This window comes from Pseudonocardia broussonetiae, assembly GCF_013155125.1.
Classification (GTDB): Bacteria; Actinomycetota; Actinomycetes; order Mycobacteriales; family Pseudonocardiaceae; genus Pseudonocardia; species Pseudonocardia broussonetiae.
Genome location: NZ_CP053564.1, coordinates 6,086,244 through 6,102,041, shown reverse-complemented (window position 1 = coordinate 6,102,041; position 15,798 = coordinate 6,086,244). Strand labels below are relative to the sequence as shown.

The 15,798-nt window shown below is 74.2% G+C and carries 16 protein-coding genes; 11 read left to right on the top strand and 5 right to left on the bottom strand.

Annotation, left to right across the window (positions count from 1 at the left end):
- Positions 1–23 precede the first annotated feature (23 nt).
- Genes HOP40_RS29605 through HOP40_RS29595 form a run of 3 tightly spaced genes read right to left on the bottom strand, consistent with a single transcriptional unit; the run spans position 24 to position 3,525 of the window.
- Positions 24–1,658 carry a flavin-containing monooxygenase gene (locus HOP40_RS29605; protein WP_240157354.1) on the bottom strand — a complete coding sequence of 545 codons (1,635 nt, stop codon included), beginning with the start codon at positions 1,656–1,658 and terminating at the stop codon, positions 24–26.
- A gap of 35 nt (positions 1,659–1,693) precedes the next feature.
- Positions 1,694–2,608: an MBL fold metallo-hydrolase gene (locus HOP40_RS29600; RefSeq protein WP_172165059.1), complete on the bottom strand. Its 915-nt coding sequence runs from the start codon at positions 2,606–2,608 to the stop codon at positions 1,694–1,696.
- On the bottom strand, positions 2,605–3,525 hold the full coding sequence (locus HOP40_RS29595) for a fumarylacetoacetate hydrolase family protein (protein ID WP_172165056.1): 921 nt from the start codon (positions 3,523–3,525) through the stop codon (positions 2,605–2,607). Before HOP40_RS29595 ends, HOP40_RS29600 begins: the two co-directional genes overlap by 4 nt.
- A 139-nt stretch (positions 3,526–3,664) precedes the next feature.
- On the opposite strand from HOP40_RS29595, the gene HOP40_RS29590 reads away from it, so the two are divergent.
- Positions 3,665–4,600, top strand: a complete 936-nt coding sequence (locus HOP40_RS29590) for a LysR family transcriptional regulator (protein WP_172165053.1) — start codon at positions 3,665–3,667, stop codon at positions 4,598–4,600.
- Between the two features lie 35 nt (positions 4,601–4,635).
- Here the strand turns inward: HOP40_RS29590 and HOP40_RS29585 are convergent, their stop codons facing one another.
- Positions 4,636–5,070 carry an alpha/beta fold hydrolase gene (locus HOP40_RS29585; RefSeq protein WP_172165050.1) on the bottom strand — a complete coding sequence of 145 codons (435 nt, stop codon included), beginning with the start codon at positions 5,068–5,070 and terminating at the stop codon, positions 4,636–4,638.
- Entirely contained in the window at positions 5,067–6,404 is a 1,338-nt protein-coding gene (locus tag HOP40_RS29580) for an MFS transporter (protein ID WP_172165047.1), read from the bottom strand. Before HOP40_RS29580 ends, HOP40_RS29585 begins: the two co-directional genes overlap by 4 nt.
- 250 nt (positions 6,405–6,654) lie before the next feature.
- Here HOP40_RS29580 and HOP40_RS35635 point away from each other — a divergent pair, with 250 nt between their 5' ends.
- The 10 genes from HOP40_RS35635 to HOP40_RS29530 all read left to right on the top strand — a co-directional run bounded on the left by HOP40_RS35635 (position 6,655) and on the right by HOP40_RS29530 (position 15,796).
- On the top strand, positions 6,655–8,541 hold the full coding sequence (locus HOP40_RS35635; protein WP_205346967.1) for an FAD-dependent monooxygenase: 1,887 nt from the start codon (positions 6,655–6,657) through the stop codon (positions 8,539–8,541).
- A gap of 47 nt (positions 8,542–8,588) precedes the next feature.
- The gene (locus tag HOP40_RS29570; RefSeq protein ID WP_172165044.1) at positions 8,589–9,569 is read left to right on the top strand and encodes a DODA-type extradiol aromatic ring-opening family dioxygenase; all 981 of its coding nucleotides are present in this window, start codon (positions 8,589–8,591) and stop codon (positions 9,567–9,569) included.
- 31 nt (positions 9,570–9,600) lie between these two features.
- Positions 9,601–9,990, top strand: a complete 390-nt coding sequence (locus HOP40_RS29565) for a RidA family protein (RefSeq protein WP_172165041.1) — start codon at positions 9,601–9,603, stop codon at positions 9,988–9,990.
- 4 nt (positions 9,991–9,994) lie between these two features.
- A complete protein-coding gene (locus HOP40_RS29560; protein WP_172165038.1) occupies positions 9,995–11,005 on the top strand; it encodes an amidohydrolase family protein in 1,011 nt (336 codons plus the stop codon).
- Positions 11,002–11,664, top strand: coding sequence for an RraA family protein (locus tag HOP40_RS29555; protein ID WP_172165035.1), 663 nt, complete (start codon positions 11,002–11,004; stop codon positions 11,662–11,664). Before HOP40_RS29560 ends, HOP40_RS29555 begins: the two co-directional genes overlap by 4 nt.
- Positions 11,651–12,322, top strand: a complete 672-nt coding sequence (locus tag HOP40_RS29550) for an RraA family protein (protein ID WP_172165032.1) — start codon at positions 11,651–11,653, stop codon at positions 12,320–12,322. The genes HOP40_RS29555 and HOP40_RS29550 overlap by 14 nt, the downstream gene beginning before the upstream one ends.
- Positions 12,319–12,918 carry an RraA family protein gene (locus tag HOP40_RS29545; protein ID WP_172165029.1) on the top strand — a complete coding sequence of 200 codons (600 nt, stop codon included), beginning with the start codon at positions 12,319–12,321 and terminating at the stop codon, positions 12,916–12,918. The genes HOP40_RS29550 and HOP40_RS29545 overlap by 4 nt, the downstream gene beginning before the upstream one ends.
- A 74-nt stretch (positions 12,919–12,992) precedes the next feature.
- Positions 12,993–13,685, top strand: coding sequence for a GntR family transcriptional regulator (locus HOP40_RS29540; protein WP_172165026.1), 693 nt, complete (start codon positions 12,993–12,995; stop codon positions 13,683–13,685).
- Positions 13,686–13,883: 198 nt separating this feature from the next.
- A complete protein-coding gene (locus HOP40_RS29535) occupies positions 13,884–14,984 on the top strand; it encodes a cupin domain-containing protein (RefSeq protein WP_172165023.1) in 1,101 nt (366 codons plus the stop codon).
- Complete coding sequence (locus HOP40_RS29530; protein WP_172165020.1) at positions 14,981–15,796, top strand: fumarylacetoacetate hydrolase family protein; 816 nt, start codon at positions 14,981–14,983, stop codon at positions 15,794–15,796. Before HOP40_RS29535 ends, HOP40_RS29530 begins: the two co-directional genes overlap by 4 nt.
- Positions 15,797–15,798: the final 2 nt, after the last annotated feature.

Genomic DNA, 15,798 nt, shown 5'->3' with positions numbered 1-15,798 from the left:
CTGTGTGGGGGGGTGGTGGGCGGTCAGAGGGCGGCGGCGCTGTGCCGGTCGCGGAGGTACTCCTCGAACCCGCCCTCGAGGACCAGCTCGCAGCGGCGCCGGTACTCCGGGAAGCCGCCGAGGTAGTAGAGGAACTGGCGGGGCTTGCCGGGGATGTTGGCGCCGAGCCACCAGCTGTTCGCCTTGGGCAGCAGCGTCATCGCGCAGATGTCGTCGACGTGCCCCATCCAGGTGGTGACGGCGTCGGGGTCGGGCTCGATCGCGCGCGTCCCGTCGGCGTCGAGGCGCTCGATGATCCGGGCGACGAGCTGGGACTGGTAGTCCGACAGCAGGGGCGGGGAGAAGAAGGCCGCGGGGCTCAGCGGCCCGTCGAGCAGGAACAGGTTCGGGAACCCGTCGGACATCAGGCCGAGGTGGGTGCGGGCGCCGCCCGACCAGTGCTCGGCGAGCGTCCGCCCGTCGCGACCGACGATGTTCAGCCTCGTCAACGAACCGGTGCCGGCGTCGAACCCGGTGGCGAAGACCAGGACGTCGACGTCGTGCTCGGCGCCGCTCTCCAGCCGGACGCCGGTCGGGGTGATCTCCGCGATCGGGTCGGTCTTCGTGTCGACGAGCCGCACGTTCTCCTGGTTGAACGCCTCGAAGTAGCCGTTGTCGCAGCACAGCCGCTTCGTCAGCGGCGGGTGGTCGGTGGGGATCAGCAGGTCGGCGGTGGCGGGATCGCGGACGATCTCGCGGACGCGGCGGGCGAGGTAGTCGCGCAGGGTGTCGTTGGCGGCCTGGTCGAACAGGAGGTCGGCGAAGCTCATGTAGAAGCAGAGCCCGCCCGACTCCCAGCGGAAGTCGTACTCGGCCTCCCGCTCCTGCGCGCTGACGTCGAACGCCTTGCGGGTCTCCGACGGGCGCAGGTCGAAGTCGACGAGGAAGTTGCCGGCGAAGGACTCCTCCAGCTCGCGGCGGCGCAGCTCGGGGTACTGCGCCTTGATGCGGCGCTGGTACTCCTCGGGCATCGGGATGTTCTGCAGCGGGACCGTCCACATCGGGCTGCGCTGCAGCACCGTGAGCGACGCCGCGTCCCGGGCGAGGTGCGGGATCAGCTGGACGCCCGTGGCGCCCGTCCCGACGATCGCGACGCGCTCGCCCGCGACGTCGACGCCCTCGTGCGGCCACTGCCCGGTGTGGACCAGCCGCCCGCCGAAGGAGTCGATGCCGGGGATCCGCGGGAGGTACGCGGTGGACAGGAACCCGACCGCGGGCACGAGGTAGCGGCAGGTCCACTGCTCGCCGTGGTCGGTGGTGGCGGTCCAGAGCGCGCTGTCCTCGTCGTAGACGAAGGACTCGGCCCGGCGGCCGAACGTGATGTCCCGGCGCAGGTCGAGGCGGTCGGCGACGTGCTGGAGGTAGCGCAGCACGTCGGGCTGGGCGGCGTAGCGCTCGGGCCACTCCCACTCCTGCTGGAGGTCCTCGTCGAACGCGTAGGAGTACTCGAGGCTCTCGATGTCGACGCGGGCGCCCGGGTACCGGTTGAAGTACCAGGTCCCGCCGACGTCGTCACCGGCCTCGATCACGTGGACGCTGAGTCCGCGTCCGCGCAGGACGTGCAGGGCGCGCATGCCGGCGAAACCGGCGCCCACGATCAGGACGTCGACGTGCGTCACGGTGTACCTCCGGGTGGGGACGGGCGGGTGGGTGGTCAGGCGAGGCTGTGCAGCGGGCGGCCGTCGTTGAACGCGACCATGTCGGCGACGATCGGCGGGAGGTCGAGCAGGACGCCCGGCGGCTCGCCCCGCAGCTCGGAGTACGCGCGGTGCAGGTTCGCGGGCAGGCGCTCGGCGTCGGTCCAGGTCGCGAACTCGCCGAGGTCGGTGCGCCGGGCGACCTCCAGCGGGGGCAGGCCGGCGGCGAACCCCTCCCGCGCCCGCTCCTGCACGAGGCGCAGGTAGGCGAGCTGCGGCTCGATCAGGCCGGGGTCGCCGACGGCGCCGTGGCCGGGCACGAGGACGTCGGCGTCGAGGGCGCGGAGCTCGGTGAGGGTGTCGATCAGTCCCTGGACCGAGCCCATCACCACGAACGGCGTGCCGCCGTGGAAGACGAGGTCACCGGCGAACAGCAGGCGGCGCTCGGCGACCCAGACGTAGACGTCCTCGACGGTGTGGGCCGCGCGTCCGACGTGCCGGGCGAGGGCGGGGGTGTCGTCGCAGTGCACGACGACCTCACCGTCGAAGGTGACCGTCGGCTCGGCGATCTCCAGGTCCCCCCACTCGACGCCGGGGAACAGGCGGCAGGTGTCGAGGCCGGTGGCCAGCACCCGCTCCCGGCACGCGTGGTGCGCGACGACGGTGGCCGACCCGAACAGGTAGTTGGCGTAGGTGTGGTCGCCGTGGTGGTGGGTGTTGACGATCGTGGTGACCGGCCTGTCGGTGATCGAGGCGACCGCGTCCTGCAGGCCCCGGCCCCGGTTCTCGGTGAACGCCGTGTCGATCAGGGTGGCGCCGCGCCGGCCGGTGAAGACGCCGGCGTTGTTGAGGCCCCACCCGCCGTCGGGCTGGACGAAGGCGTGGAAGCCGCCGCCCAGGCTCTCCAGCTCCGGCACGTCGCTGACGCTCATGCTCGGTCCTCCTCGGAGGCGCGGTCGGAGAGGTCGGGCCCGTACGGCGGGGGGTCGTTCTTCTTCCCGACCACGTTGCGCAGGACGCCGAGGCCGGACACCTCCAGCTCGACGACGTCCCCCGGGCGGATCCAGCGGTCCAGCTCGAACCCGCAGCCGCGGCCGATGGTCCCGCCGGCGAGGACGTCGCCGGGCTGCAGACGCTGCTCGGCCGACAGCGCGACGATCACGTCGACGAAACCGAAGACCATCGACCCGAGCGACCCCTCCGACCAGGTCTCGCCGTTGACGCGGGCGCTCATCCGCGCGTCGCCGACGTCGAACTCGTCGGGGGTGACCAGCGCGGGGCCCATCGAGGTGGCGAAGTCCTTGCCGAACGCGGGCCCGAGCTGGACGGTCATCTCGCGGAGCTGGATGTCGCGGGCGCTCCAGTCGTTCATGATCGTGTACCCGGCGATGCACTCGCGGGCCTCGTCCGGCCCGACGCGGTGGGCCTCGCGGCCCAGCACGACCGCCACCTCGAGCTCGAAGTCGAGCCTGTCGGTGTAGTAGGGCCACGGGACCTCGTCGTCCGGTCCGATGACGGTGTCGGGATTGCCCTTCCAGTGCGCCGGCAGCCGGTACCACTCGTCCGGCACCGAGCCGAAGCAGTTCAGCACGTGCTCCTCGACGAGCATGAAGTCGCGGATCGAGTTCGGCCGCGGCAGCGGGGCGGCGAGGGACACGGCGGCCGCGGGGAGGCGGTGCTCGCCGGTGGCGCGCGACCGGTGGACCGCCTCGCGGGCCAGGCCGGTGCCGGCCGGGCCGAGCCGCAGCAGGTCCAGGACCGATCCGACGCCCGGCAGGTCCACGACGTCGGGCCCGTCCAGGACGCCGGGCCGGACCCCGTCCGTCCCGCGGTGGCTCACGAGGTGCATTCCCGCTCCCTGGTCGACTCCGATGTGCCGAGGAGGACGCTAGGTCGGGCCCGTGTGACCGGGGAAACACCGATCCGTGGTGGGATGACAGCCTGAGCCTGTGAATCGGCGTGAGCTGCGCGGACGGAGGTGGCCACCCGTGGTCGAGAACATCGAGTTGCGCCATCTGCGCGCGTTCGTCGCCGTCGCCACGGAGCTGAACTTCTCGCGCGCGGCCCGCGGTCTGCACCTCGCCCAGCAGTCGCTGAGCACGCAGATCCAGCAACTCGAGCGCGAGCTCGCCGTGCAGCTGCTGGTCCGCACGACGCGGCGGGTCGAGCTCACCGACGCCGGGCGGGTGTTCCTCGAGCACGCCCGCACGGTCCTGGAGCAGATGAGCACCGCGGTGGAACGGACCCGCCGGGTGGCCGGCGGGGAGATCGGACGGCTGTCCCTGTCGTACACGCCCACGCTGGCGGCCGACACGCTCCCGGTCCTCATGGCCGCCGTCCACCGGCGGTGCCCGGACCTGTCGCTCCGGGTCAGCGAGATGTGGCAGGCCGAGAGCGTCGAGGCCGTGCGGGCCGGGCGGCTGGACGCCGGGCTCGCCCGCTACCCGGAGGTCCCCGCGGAGCTCGCGTCGGTCCGCATCCGGGACGAGCCGCTCGGGGTCGTCCTGTCGGCCGCCCACCCCCTGGCCGGTCAGGAGGTCCTCGACCCGGTGCAGCTCGGTGACGCGACGCTGGTGATCTGGCCGCGGGACTTCTCCCCGGGCTTCTTCGACCGGGTGCTGGACGCCTACCGGTCCCACGGCTTCCGCGGGCGCATCCACGAGCTCGAGCTGCTGACGTCCGGGTCGTTCCTGCGCGACCCCGGTGCGCTCGCGCTGGTCTCCACGGGTGAGGGCTTCACCGTGGCGTTCGACCGCCAGTTCGACCCCCTTCCGCCGGACTTCGTCTGGCGTCCGGTGGAGCCGGCCCCGCGCATCGCGGTGCACCTCTACTGGCGCCGGGAGGCCACCCCGGCGGTCCGGCGGCTGATCGACGTGACGCGGGGGATCTCGCGTGCGGAGGGCTGGCTCGTCGGCCCGTCGTGACCGAGGAGGTGCGTGAGGAGTCGGTGGGCCCCTGCTCACCGCGTGAACGCGGCGACCTCCTCCTCGATCAGGGCCGCGAGCTCCGCCGGCACCGACAGGAACGGCGAGTGCGAGGCGTCGAGGTGGTGGACCCGGACGGCGTGCCCGGCCATCTCCTCCTGCAGCGGCGCCGGGATGGCGGCGTCCCGGACGCACACCACGTAGGAGGTCGGGACGTGCCGCCAGGCGGCGTCGGCGAGCGTCGCGCCGAGGGCGGCCAGCGACTGGTGGGTCAGCCGGTCGGCGCAGGCCGCGGCGAGCTCCGGCGCGACGTCGCCGTAGAACACGGCCTCCGGGTCGGGGTCCGGGCCGGACGAGGGGAGGGCCACGGTGCGCACCTCTCCCGCGGGCAGCTCGGGCCGGAGCGCGTCCCACGCCCACGGGCCGTGCCAGGCCCCGTGCACGAGGAGCAGGTCGGGCCGGGTGCTCATGCCGGCTCGCCGGCCCGGTCGGACACGCGGACGGCGGCGTCGGCGTCGGTGTGCTCGAGGGCCGCGCCCCGGGTCTCGGGGACGAACCGGATCGCGGCCGCACTCAGCAGGGCGACCACGACGAGGAACCCGGCGACCCAGCCGACGCCCCCGTGGGCCGCGAGCAGGCCGGCCGCAACCAGGGGGGCGAAGCCGGACCCGAGCGTCTGGGCGAGCTGGTAGGACGTCGAGACGCCGGTGTAGCGGACGTCGGTCGGGAAGAGCTCGCTGAGCAGCACGGGGGCGACGGCGGTGACCGGGGTCATCCCGAGGACCAGGGCGAGGACGACGCTGACGGTCAGCCCGGCGACGGACCCGCTGCTGATCAGCAGGAACCCGGGGTAGGCGATCGCCGCGGTGAACAGGGCGCCGAACAGCACCAGCGGCCTGCGGCCGACGCGGTCGGACAGCGCGCCGTAGAGCGGGGTGGCGATCACGGAGAGGATCGTGCCGATGAGGATCGCGGTGAGCGCGGTGCCGCGCGCGAAGCCCACGGAGGGCGCGTAGGAGATCACGAAGATGCCGAACACGCCCTGGCCGCAGTAGGGGCCGACCTGGAACGCGATCGTCCGCAGGACCGTGCCCGGGTGGTGGCGCAGGAGGCGGGCGATGGGCGTGCCGGCCTGCTTCGGGGCACCGCCCTGGGCGAGGAAGACCGGGCTCTCCGAGATCCGGATCCGGAAGTACAGGCCGACGGCGAGCAGCAGGAAGCTGGCCAGGAACGGCACCCGCCATCCCCAGGACAGCAGTGCGGGCTCGGGCAGCAGGGTGACCAGCGCCATCGCGGTGGTCGCGAGGACCGACCCGCTGGGCGCGCCCATCGCGGCGGCGCTGCCGGCGAGACCGCGGCCACCGGCCGACGCGTGCTCGGCCGTCATCAGGACGGCGCCGCCGTACTCGCCGCCGACGGCGAGTCCCTGCAGGAGGCGCAGCGCGACGAGCAGGACGGGCGCGAGCCCGCCGACCTGGTCGTAGGTCGGGAGCAGGCCGATGAGCCCGCTGGTGACGCCCATCAGGACCATCGTGGTGACCATGACGGCCTTGCGGCCGACGCGGTCGCCGAAGTGCCCGAACACGACGGCGCCGCCCAGGCGGGCGACGTAGCCGGCGGCGAGGGTCGCGAGGGCGACGACGGTGCCCAGGACCGGGCTGAGGTTCGCGAAGAACACCTTGTTGAACACGAGCGCCGCGGCGGTGCCGTAGAGCAGGAAGTCGTAGTACTCGATCGTCGTGCCGAGGTAGCTCGAGATCGCGACGCGGCGGATGTGCGGACGGGTGGGCGGCGACGTTGCCATGAGGTCCCTCTCGGGGTGGTGGACGGCAGAGCGGTGCTGCCGATCGGCGAGGTGCGGGATCACGTGGCGTGCGCTGCGCCACAGTCGCCGAAGTATTGGTAGCCAAAACCAGCCTGTCAAGGGCCGCTCCGCACCGAACCTCTCCAACGCCAGCGACGGATCGTCCGAGAGGTGGGGGTTGCGAATCGCGACAGCGGCAGCCATATTGGCTACCAATCCGATGCCCGGCAGAGCCGCCAGGAGGCCCGTTGTGAGTGCATCCCCGTCCGGGGTCCCGTCCGAGGACGACGTCCTCGAGGTCCCGGTCCTCGTCGTCGGCGGCGGCCCGGCCGGCCTGACCGCGGCGCTGGAGCTGGCCCGCCGCGGCGTCGACGGGCTGCTGATCGAGAAGCGCGGGTTCGACGCCCACTTCCCGCGCGCCCACCTGCTCAACGTCCGGACGATGGAGGTCTTCGCCGACGTCGGCGTGGCCGGGCAGGTCTACGCCGAGTCGCCGCCGGAGGACCGGTGGCACAAGTGCGCCTGGTACACCTCGCTCGCCGGTCCGACCCCGCTGCACGGCCGGCGGATCGGTGACGTGCCGGCCTGGGGCGGGGGTGCCGACGCCCCGCGCTACGCGGCGGCGAGCCCCCGCCGCTTCGCCAACCTCCCGCAGCTGCGCGTCGACGCGATCCTCGCCGAGAACGCCGCGCGGGCCTGGCCGGACCGCGTCCGGGCCCGGCACGAGCTGGTCGGGCTGGTGCACGACGCCGACGGGGCCACCGCGACGGTGCTCGACCGGGACGCCGCGACGACGTACCGGGTCCGTGCGCGCTACGTCGTGGCCGCCGACGGCGGGCGCACCTGCGCGGGCCTGCTCGGCGTCGGGGTGTCGGGTCCGCGGGCGCTGCTGGACATCGTCAGCGTGTACTTCGCCGCCGACCTCTCCGCCCACGCCGATCCCGAGGCGCTGCTGACCTACTTCGTCTCGCCGGCCGGCCAGGGGAGCTTCGCGGGGGCGCTGCTCGGGCTGGGCCCGGGCCGGTGGGGCGCGGAGTCCCCGGAGTGGTCGATGGGCATGGCCTACCGCATCGGGGACCCCACCGCCGACGACCGGGAGGCCGTCGTGCGTCGCGTGCGGGAGATCCTGGGGCTCCCCGACCTCGCGATGGAGGTCAAGGCCGTCAGCCACTGGCAGTTCGAGGGCGTGGTGGCCGACCGGTTCCGGGTCGGGCCGGTGTTCCTGGCCGGCGACGCGGCCCACCGGCACCCGCCGACGGGCGGGCTGGGCCTGAACACCGCCATCGGCGACGTGTCCAACCTGGCCTGGAAGCTCGCCGCGGTCGTCCGGGGCGAGGCCTCGCCCGCGCTGCTCGACACCTACGAGCCGGAACGGATGCCGGTCGCCGCCCGCAACGTCGAGCACTCCCTGCGCAACGCGGGCCGGCACCGCCCGGTCGCGGAGGCCCTCGGGCTGCGGGCCGGGATGAGCGAGGAGGAGGGCTGGGCCGAGATCGCGCGCTGGGCCGAGGACTCCCCGGAGGGCGAGCGACGCCGGGCCGCGGCCGCGGTCGCGGTGGCCCACAACGCCGAGGACTACAGCCAGCTCAACATCGAGGCCGGGTTCGCCTACCGCTCGGCCGCGGTGCTCGACGACGGGACGCCGCCGCCCGAGGGCCACGGCTCCTCGACCGACTTCACCTCCACCGCCCGCCCGGGCCACCACGTCCCGCACGCCTGGCTGACCACCCCGGCGGGCGAGCGGGTGTCCACGTCGGACGTCGTCGCCCCGACCGGGCTCACGCTCTTCGTCGACGCCTCGGGAGCCGTGGACTGGGCCGCCGCGGCCCGGGACCTGCCGGTCCGCGTCGTCGAGGTGGGGCCGGACCTGGCCGACACCGACGGCCGGTGGGCGGCGGACAGCGGGACCACCGCGTCCGGGGCGGTCCTGGTGCGCCCGGACCGCCACGTCGCCTGGCGCACGGCCGCGGCCCCCGCGCACCCCGCCGCCGAGCTGGAGCGGGTCGTCGACGCGGTCCTGCACCCGGCGGCCTCAGCGCACGACGCCGGTCCCGTCCTGGACGGGATCGCCGAGGCGGGCGAGGCCCTGCGGACCGGGACCCGCGGCGGCGCGCGCCTGTTCAGCGTCGTCGACTGACCCCTCCTCCGCCGATCCGCCCCCATCACGCACCGAGAGGAACACCCATGGCCGAGATCGTCTTCGGAGCCGGGACGTCGCACAGCCCCCTGCTCGCCGCTCCGCCCCACCTGTGGGCCGAGCGCGCGGACCAGGACCGCGCCAACCCCGAGCTCTACGACAGCACCGGCGTGATCCGCAGCTTCGACGACCTCGCCGCCGCGGCGGGCGACCGCTTCGCCCCCGACTGCACGCCGGAGGCCTGGGAGCACGGTTGGGAGCGCAGCCAGGCCGCCCTCGACCGGCTCCGCGACGACTTCCGCCGGGTCGCCCCGGACGTCGTCCTGGTCGTCGGCGACGACCAGCGCGAGCTGTTCGACGCCACCAACCAGCCCGCGATGTGCCTGTCCGCGGCGGCCGAGATGACGACGGGCCTGCTCGACGACCACGACTCGGAGTTCCTCAAGGAGGCCGCGTCCAGCTACCTGATGGACGAGGAGTTCACCTTCGCCGGCCACGCCGAGCTCGCCGAGGACCTCGTCCGCGGCCTGATGGACGAGGGCATCGACGTCGGCTGGATGGCCGGTGCGCCCGCCGGCAGGGGCTTCGGGCACGCCTACGGGTTCCCGATCCACCGCTTCCTGCAGCCGGACCCCGTGCCGGTGATCCCGTTCATGCTCAACACCTACTACCCGCCCAACCAGCCCGGTCCGAAGCGCTGCTTCGAGCTGGGACGGGCGCTGCGGGCGGCCGCGGCGGCGTCGCCGATCCCCGCGCGGATCGCGATCCTCGCCTCCGGGGGGCTGTCGCACTTCGTCGTCGACGAGGAGCTGGACCGCAGGGTCCTCGACGCGATCGCCGCCAAGGACTCCGAGGCCCTGTGCGCCCTGCCCCCGGAGCTGCTCAACAGCGGGTCGTCGGAGATCCGCAACTGGATCACCGCGGCCGGCGCCATGGAGGGCCGCGCCGTCGACTGGAGCGAGTACGTGCCCATCGTCCGCTCCGCGGCCGGCACCGGCTGCGCCATGGGCTTCCTGGCGTGGCAGTAGCCCCCGACCCCCGACGAAGGAGCCCCGCACCATGGCCCGACGATCCATCGACGTGCCCGGACTGCACCACGGCGGCCTGCCCATCCCGGCGGCCAGCGTGGTCGGCAACGTGCTCGTCTCGGGCGGCATCTCGCCGCTCGACCCGGACAGCGGCACGGTGCCGCCGGAGGTCGACCGGCAGGTCGGACTCGTGTTCGCGAACGCCCGGCGCATCCTCGACGCCGCAGGCGGCTCTCCCGACGACGTCGTGAAGTGCACGGTCTTCGTGCGCGACAAGGCGATCCGGCCCGTCGTCGACGAGCACTGGCTCCGGATGTTCCCCGACGCCGCCAGCCGGCCCGCCCGGCACACGCTCCGCACCGACCTCGCCGACCCGCTGCAGATCCAGCTCGAGATCACCGCCGTGCTGGGAGAGGGCTGAAACCATGATCATCGACGCACACGCGCACCTCGTCGCGCCCGACTCGCTCTACGCCTTCCGGGCCCTGCTGCTCGCCGACGGCGGGTACCACGGCGGCACGCCGAAGATCTCCGACGACGCTCTGGCCGAGGCCGCCGCGGGCAACGTGACGACCATGGACGCGGTCGGCACCGACCTCCAGCTGCTGTCGCCGCGCCCGTTCCACCTCGGCAGCTCCATGCGGCCCGCCCGCATGCTCGACCCGTGGGTCCGGGCCAACAACGACACGATCGCCCGCACCGTGGCGCTGCACCCCACCCGGTTCGCCGGCGTCGGTGCGCTGCCGCTGGCCGCGGACGAGCCCGTGTCCGCCGGGTTCGCCGAGCTCGACCGGCTCGTCGACCTGGGCTTCGTCGGCGTCCTGGTCAACCCCGACCTGCACGAGGGGCGCGGCACCACCCCGGCGCTGGGCGACCGGTACTGGTACCCGCTGTTCGAGCGGCTCGTCGAGCGCGACCTGCCGATCCACGTCCACTCCGCCGGGTGCTACTCCGAGCGCGAGACCTACTCCGAGCACTTCGTCACCGAGGAGTCGATCGCGGTCCTCGCGATGCTGCGCAGCGCGGTGTTCACCGACTTCCCCTCGCTGCGGGTGATGATCTCCCACGGCGGCGGCTCGGTGCCCTACCAGATCGGTCGCTGGCAGGCCGACGCGCTGCACCCGGGGCTCGGTGGGGGACCGGACGCCGAGCGGTTCGAGACCTCCCTGCGCCGCTTCTGGTTCGACTCGGTGCTGCACCACCCGCTGTCGCTGGAGCTGCTGCTGCGCACCGTCGGCGCCGACCGCGTGCTCTTCGGCACCGAGAAGCCCGGCAGCGGCAGCGCGCCGAACCCCGCGACCGGGCGCGACTTCGACGACATCAGGCCGGTGATCGAGGGGTTCGACTTCCTCTCCGCCGGCGAGCGGCAGGCGGTGTTCGAGGACAACGCGCGCACGGTGTTCCCCGGCTTGAAGGCCCACCAGGGGGCGTCGTGAGCGACCTCGTCGCACGCCTCGCCGCCGTGGACGCCTGCGCGGTGTCCGACGCGCTGGACCGCCACGGGATCCGCGGCGTCGTCACCGGGCTCCACCCGCTCGCCGCACCCCGCTCGTTCGCGGGGCGGGCCGTGACCGTCCTGCTCGGTCCGCCGGATTCGACCGGCGCGCTCCCGCGGCGCCACCTCGGCACCGCCGCGGTCGACGCGTCCGGTCCCGGCCGGGTCGTCGTCGTCGCCCACCAGGGCCGGACCGACTGCGCCGGATGGGGAGGGCTCCTCTCCCGGGCCGCGGCGGCGCGGGGGATCGAGGGCGTGCTCGTCGACGGCGCCGCCCGGGACCTGGCCGAGGCCGCGGCGGCGGGGCTGCCGGTCCACGCGCGGGCCGCCACCCCGGTGACGGCCCGTACCCGCGCCGTCGAGCACGCCTGGGACGTGCCGGTCGACGTGGACGGCGTCCGCGTCGCGCCCGGCGACCTCGTCCTCGCCGACTCCGGCGGGGTGGTCGTGGTCCCGGCCGGCCGCGCGGACGAGGTCCTCGCGACCGCCGAGCGGATCGCCGCCACCGAAGCCGCCATGGCCCGCGCGATCGAGGCGGGCACCCCCGTCTCCGACGTCATGGGCACGACCTACGAGGAGCTCACCGATGCCGACCGCTGACCAGCCGGCACCCGATCTCGCCCGGCTGTCGGGGCTGTCGACCTCCGGCGTCTCCGACGCCCTGGACAAGCTCGGCATCCGCGGCCAGGCGCTGGGCATCGCCCCGCTGGACCGGGCGTTCCGGCTCGCCGGGCGCGCCTGGACCCTGCGCTACGGGCCGGTCGGGGAGGACCGGGGGACCGTCGGCGACTACGTCGACGACCTCGGCCCCGGTGACGTGGTCGTGCTCGACAACCAGGGCCGCCTCGACGCCACCGTGTGGGGAGACCTGCTCACCACCACCGCGCACCGGCGCGGGGTGGCGGGCACCGTGATCGACGGCGTCTGCCGCGACGTCGACCGGAGCGTCGGCCTCGGCTACCCGGTCTTCGCCCGGGGCAACTGGATGCGCACCGGAAAGGACCGCGTGCGCGTGGAGGCCACGCAGGTGCCGGTGTCGGTCGGCGGGGTGCGGATCGAGCCCGGTGACCTGCTGCTCGGTGACGGCGACGGCCTCGTGGCGGTGCCCGCGGCCCGGATCGAGGAGGTGCTGCGGGCCGCCGAGGAGATCGAGCGGGCGGAGGAGGCCATCCGCCGGGCGGTCGAGGGCGGGGCGTCCCTGCGCGACGCGCGCCGGGAGCACCGCTACCACGACCTGCAGCACCAGGGCGCCTCGTGAGGGCCACCGCGACGCTCGGCTCGGCCACCGTGCACGAGGCGGCGGGCCGGATCGGGGCGCTGCCGTCGGCGATCAAGCCGGTGCACCCCGACATGCACGTCGAGGGGCCCGCGTTTCCCGTCCGCATGCCGGCGGGGGACAACCTCTGGCTGCACCGCGCGGTCCTCGCGGCGAGCCCGGGGGACGTCCTCGTCGTCGACTGCGGCGGCGGGTTCGAGCACGGGTACTTCGGCGAGGTGCTCGCCGAGGCCGCACTCGCCCGCGGGCTCGCGGGCCTGGTCCTCCACGGCGGCGTGCGCGACGCCGCCCGCCTCGGCGCCCTGGGCTGGCCCGTCTTCGCGGAGCGGGTCTGCGTCCGGGGCACCGGCAAGGACCCGCACGGCGACGGGCAGCTCGGCGCGCCGGTGACGATCGGCGACGTCGAGGTCGGGCCCGGGGACCTCGTCGTCGCCGACGGGGACGGCGTCGTGTGCGTCCCCGCCGGGCGGGCCGACGAGGTCCGGGCGGTCTCGGCGGCCCGGGACGCGGCCGAGCAGGGGTACATCGACCGCCTGCGGGCGGGGGAGTCGACGCTGTCGATCTACGGGCTGCCGTGAGCGCCGGACCCCGGTCCCGGCGCCCCGCACTGCTACATTCCGGCGGTCGGACGCAGGCGGAGGAGGTTCGATCCGTGGCAGTCGACCCGGAACGACCGCCGGCCGCACCTGCCCAGCGCAGCGTGGCCTCCGTCCTCGACCGGCTCCGCGCGCAGATCCTCGAGGGCGAGCTCGTGCCCGGCGAGCAGATCCGCCAGGAGGACATGGCCCGGCGGCTGGGCATCAGCAGGGTGCCCCTGCGGGAGGCGCTGCGGGTCCTCACCACCGAGGGGCTGCTGACGCACCGCCCGCACCAGGGCTACTCCGTGGCCCGGCTGAGCGTCGACCACCTGCGGCAGATCCACAGCATGCTGGAGTTCCTCGAGACCGAGCTCATCCGGACCGTGCGGTGGCCCGACCCGGAGCAGGTCGCCGGTCTCCGCGAGATCAACGCCGCCATGGGTCGGGCCGCTCGCACCGGTGACCCGGCGGCAGTCAACCGGCTCAACCGCGAGCTGCACCAGAAGATCTTCGCGCTCTCCACGCTCGACATGTACCTGGCCGAGGCCGAGCGGTTCTGGACGCTCTCCGAGCCCTACCGGCTCATGCACGTGACGTCCACCGACAGCGCGATCGCGGTCGAGCAGCACGAGCAGCTCATCGACGCCCTCGCCGCCCACGACCGCGTCCTGTGCCTGCGGGTGCTGAGCGAGCACCGCCGGGAGACCCAGAACGCCGCGGTGGCCATGCTCACCCGGCTCGAGGGCTTCCCCCGCGCGGTCGGCTGATCCCGGGCGAACGGCCCCCTCGTCCAACGGGACCGGACGAGGGGGCCGTTCGCGCGCGTGCGCGCCCGGCTGCGCCCCCGGATAAGTTTCGTCCGATGGACGGTCGTCGAAGAAGCGTTGTACGGTGGCCTCCTCAGCTCTCGACGAGGAGGATCCCGTGCGTGCTGGTGCCGGCCCTGACCAGAAGGAGGCCGTGGCATGACCGCCGTCCACGACGATCCGACCGCCGAGGAGCAGGAGCAGCTCGACGCGCTGTACGCCGCGTTCGACGCCGCCCACATGAAGCCCCTGTGGACCCAGATCGGCGGGCTCATGCCCGTCACCCCGCGCCCGGACTCGGTGCCGTTCCTCTGGCGCTGGTCCACGCTGCTGCCGCTGGCCGAGAAGGCCGGGGAGCTGGTGCCCGTCGGACGTGGGGGCGAGCGTCGCGCGATCGCGCTGGCCAACCCCGGTCTGCCCGGCACCGCCTACGCCACCCCCACGCTGTGGGCGGCGATCCAGTACCTGGGCCCGCGCGAGCAGGCGCCCGCGCACCGGCACACCCAGACCGCGTTCCGGTTCGTCGTCGAGGGCGAGGGCGTCTGGACCAACGTCGAGGGCTCGGGCGGGGGGGTCGACGCGATAGCGATGCGCCGCGGTGACCTGCTGCTCACCCCGGGCATGCACTTCCACGAGCACCACAACACGACCGACCACCCGATGGCCTGGATCGACGGCCTCGACATCCCGCTGGTCCGCACGATCGACGCCGGCTTCTTCGAGTTCGGCCCGGAGGTGCTGGCCACCACGGAGACCCCGGCGGTCTCGCGCAACGAGCGCCTGTGGGCCCACCCGGGGCTCACGCCCGTCGGGGCACCGGCGCCGGCGGCGTCGCCGCTGATGGCCTACCGCTGGGAGCACACCGACGCCGCCCTGACCGCGCAGCTCGAGCTGGAGGCCGAGGGGCACCCCGGCGTCGTCGAGCCCGGGCACGCCGTCGTCCGGTTCACCAACCCGGCGACCGCGCGGGACTGCCTGTCGACGATGCGCTGCGAGATGCACCGTCTGCGCGCCGGGACCTCGACCGCGCTGACCCGCACCGCCGGCTCGTCGGTCTGGCAGGTCTTCGAGGGCTCCGGCGTGGTCACCGTCGGCGAGGAGCGCTACGAGATCGGCAGGGGCGACCTGTTCTGCGTGCCGTCCTGGGCCGGGCTCGCGTTCGACGCCGGCCCCGGCGGGCTCGACGCGTTCGCGTTCTCCGACGCCCCCGTCCTCGAGGCCCTGGGTCTCGCCCGCACCGCCCGGGAGGACCGTCCGTGAGGCTCGCGACCATCCGCACCGCCGGCGGCACGGCGGCCGTCCGGATCGACGCCGACGGCGCGGTCGAGCTCGGTGCCGTCGACCTCGGCGCGTTCCTGGCCCGCCCGGACTGGCGCAGCGCGGCGGAGTCGGCGTCGGGCACCCGCCACGACCTGGCCGGACTCGACTACGCCACCCTCGTCCCGCGCCCGGAGAAGGTGTTCTGCGTCGGGCTGAACTACCGCTCGCACATCCTGGAGATGGGGCGCGAGCTCCCGGAGCACCCGGCGCTGTTCGCGAAGTTCGCCCGCGCCCTGGTCGGTGCGCACGACCCGGTGGAGCTGCCGGCGGGCTCCGAGCAGGTCGACTGGGAGGCCGAGCTCGGCGTCGTCGTCGGCGCGGAGGTCCGGCACGCCACCCCGGAGCAGGCGGCCGCGGCCATCGCCGGCTACACGGTCGTCAACGACGTCACCGCGCGCGACTTCCAGTACCGGTCGGTGGAGTGGTTGCAGGGCAAGACGTTCGAGCGCAGCACGCCCGTCGGCCCGTGGCTCGTCGTCGACGAGGGGGCGCCGGGGGAGATCACCTGCGAGGTCGACGGCGACGTGGTGCAGAAGGCCGACACGTCGGACCTGGTGTTCGGACCCGCCGACCTGGTCGCCTACATCTCGCAGATCATCACCCTGGTCCCGGGCGACGTCATCGCCACCGGCACCCCGGGCGGGGTCGGGCACGCCCGGAAGCCCCCGCGCTACCTCGTCGAGGGGTCGGAGCTGGTCACCCGGATCGAGGGCGTCGGCGAGCTGCGCAACACCCTCGTGAAGGGCGACTGAGG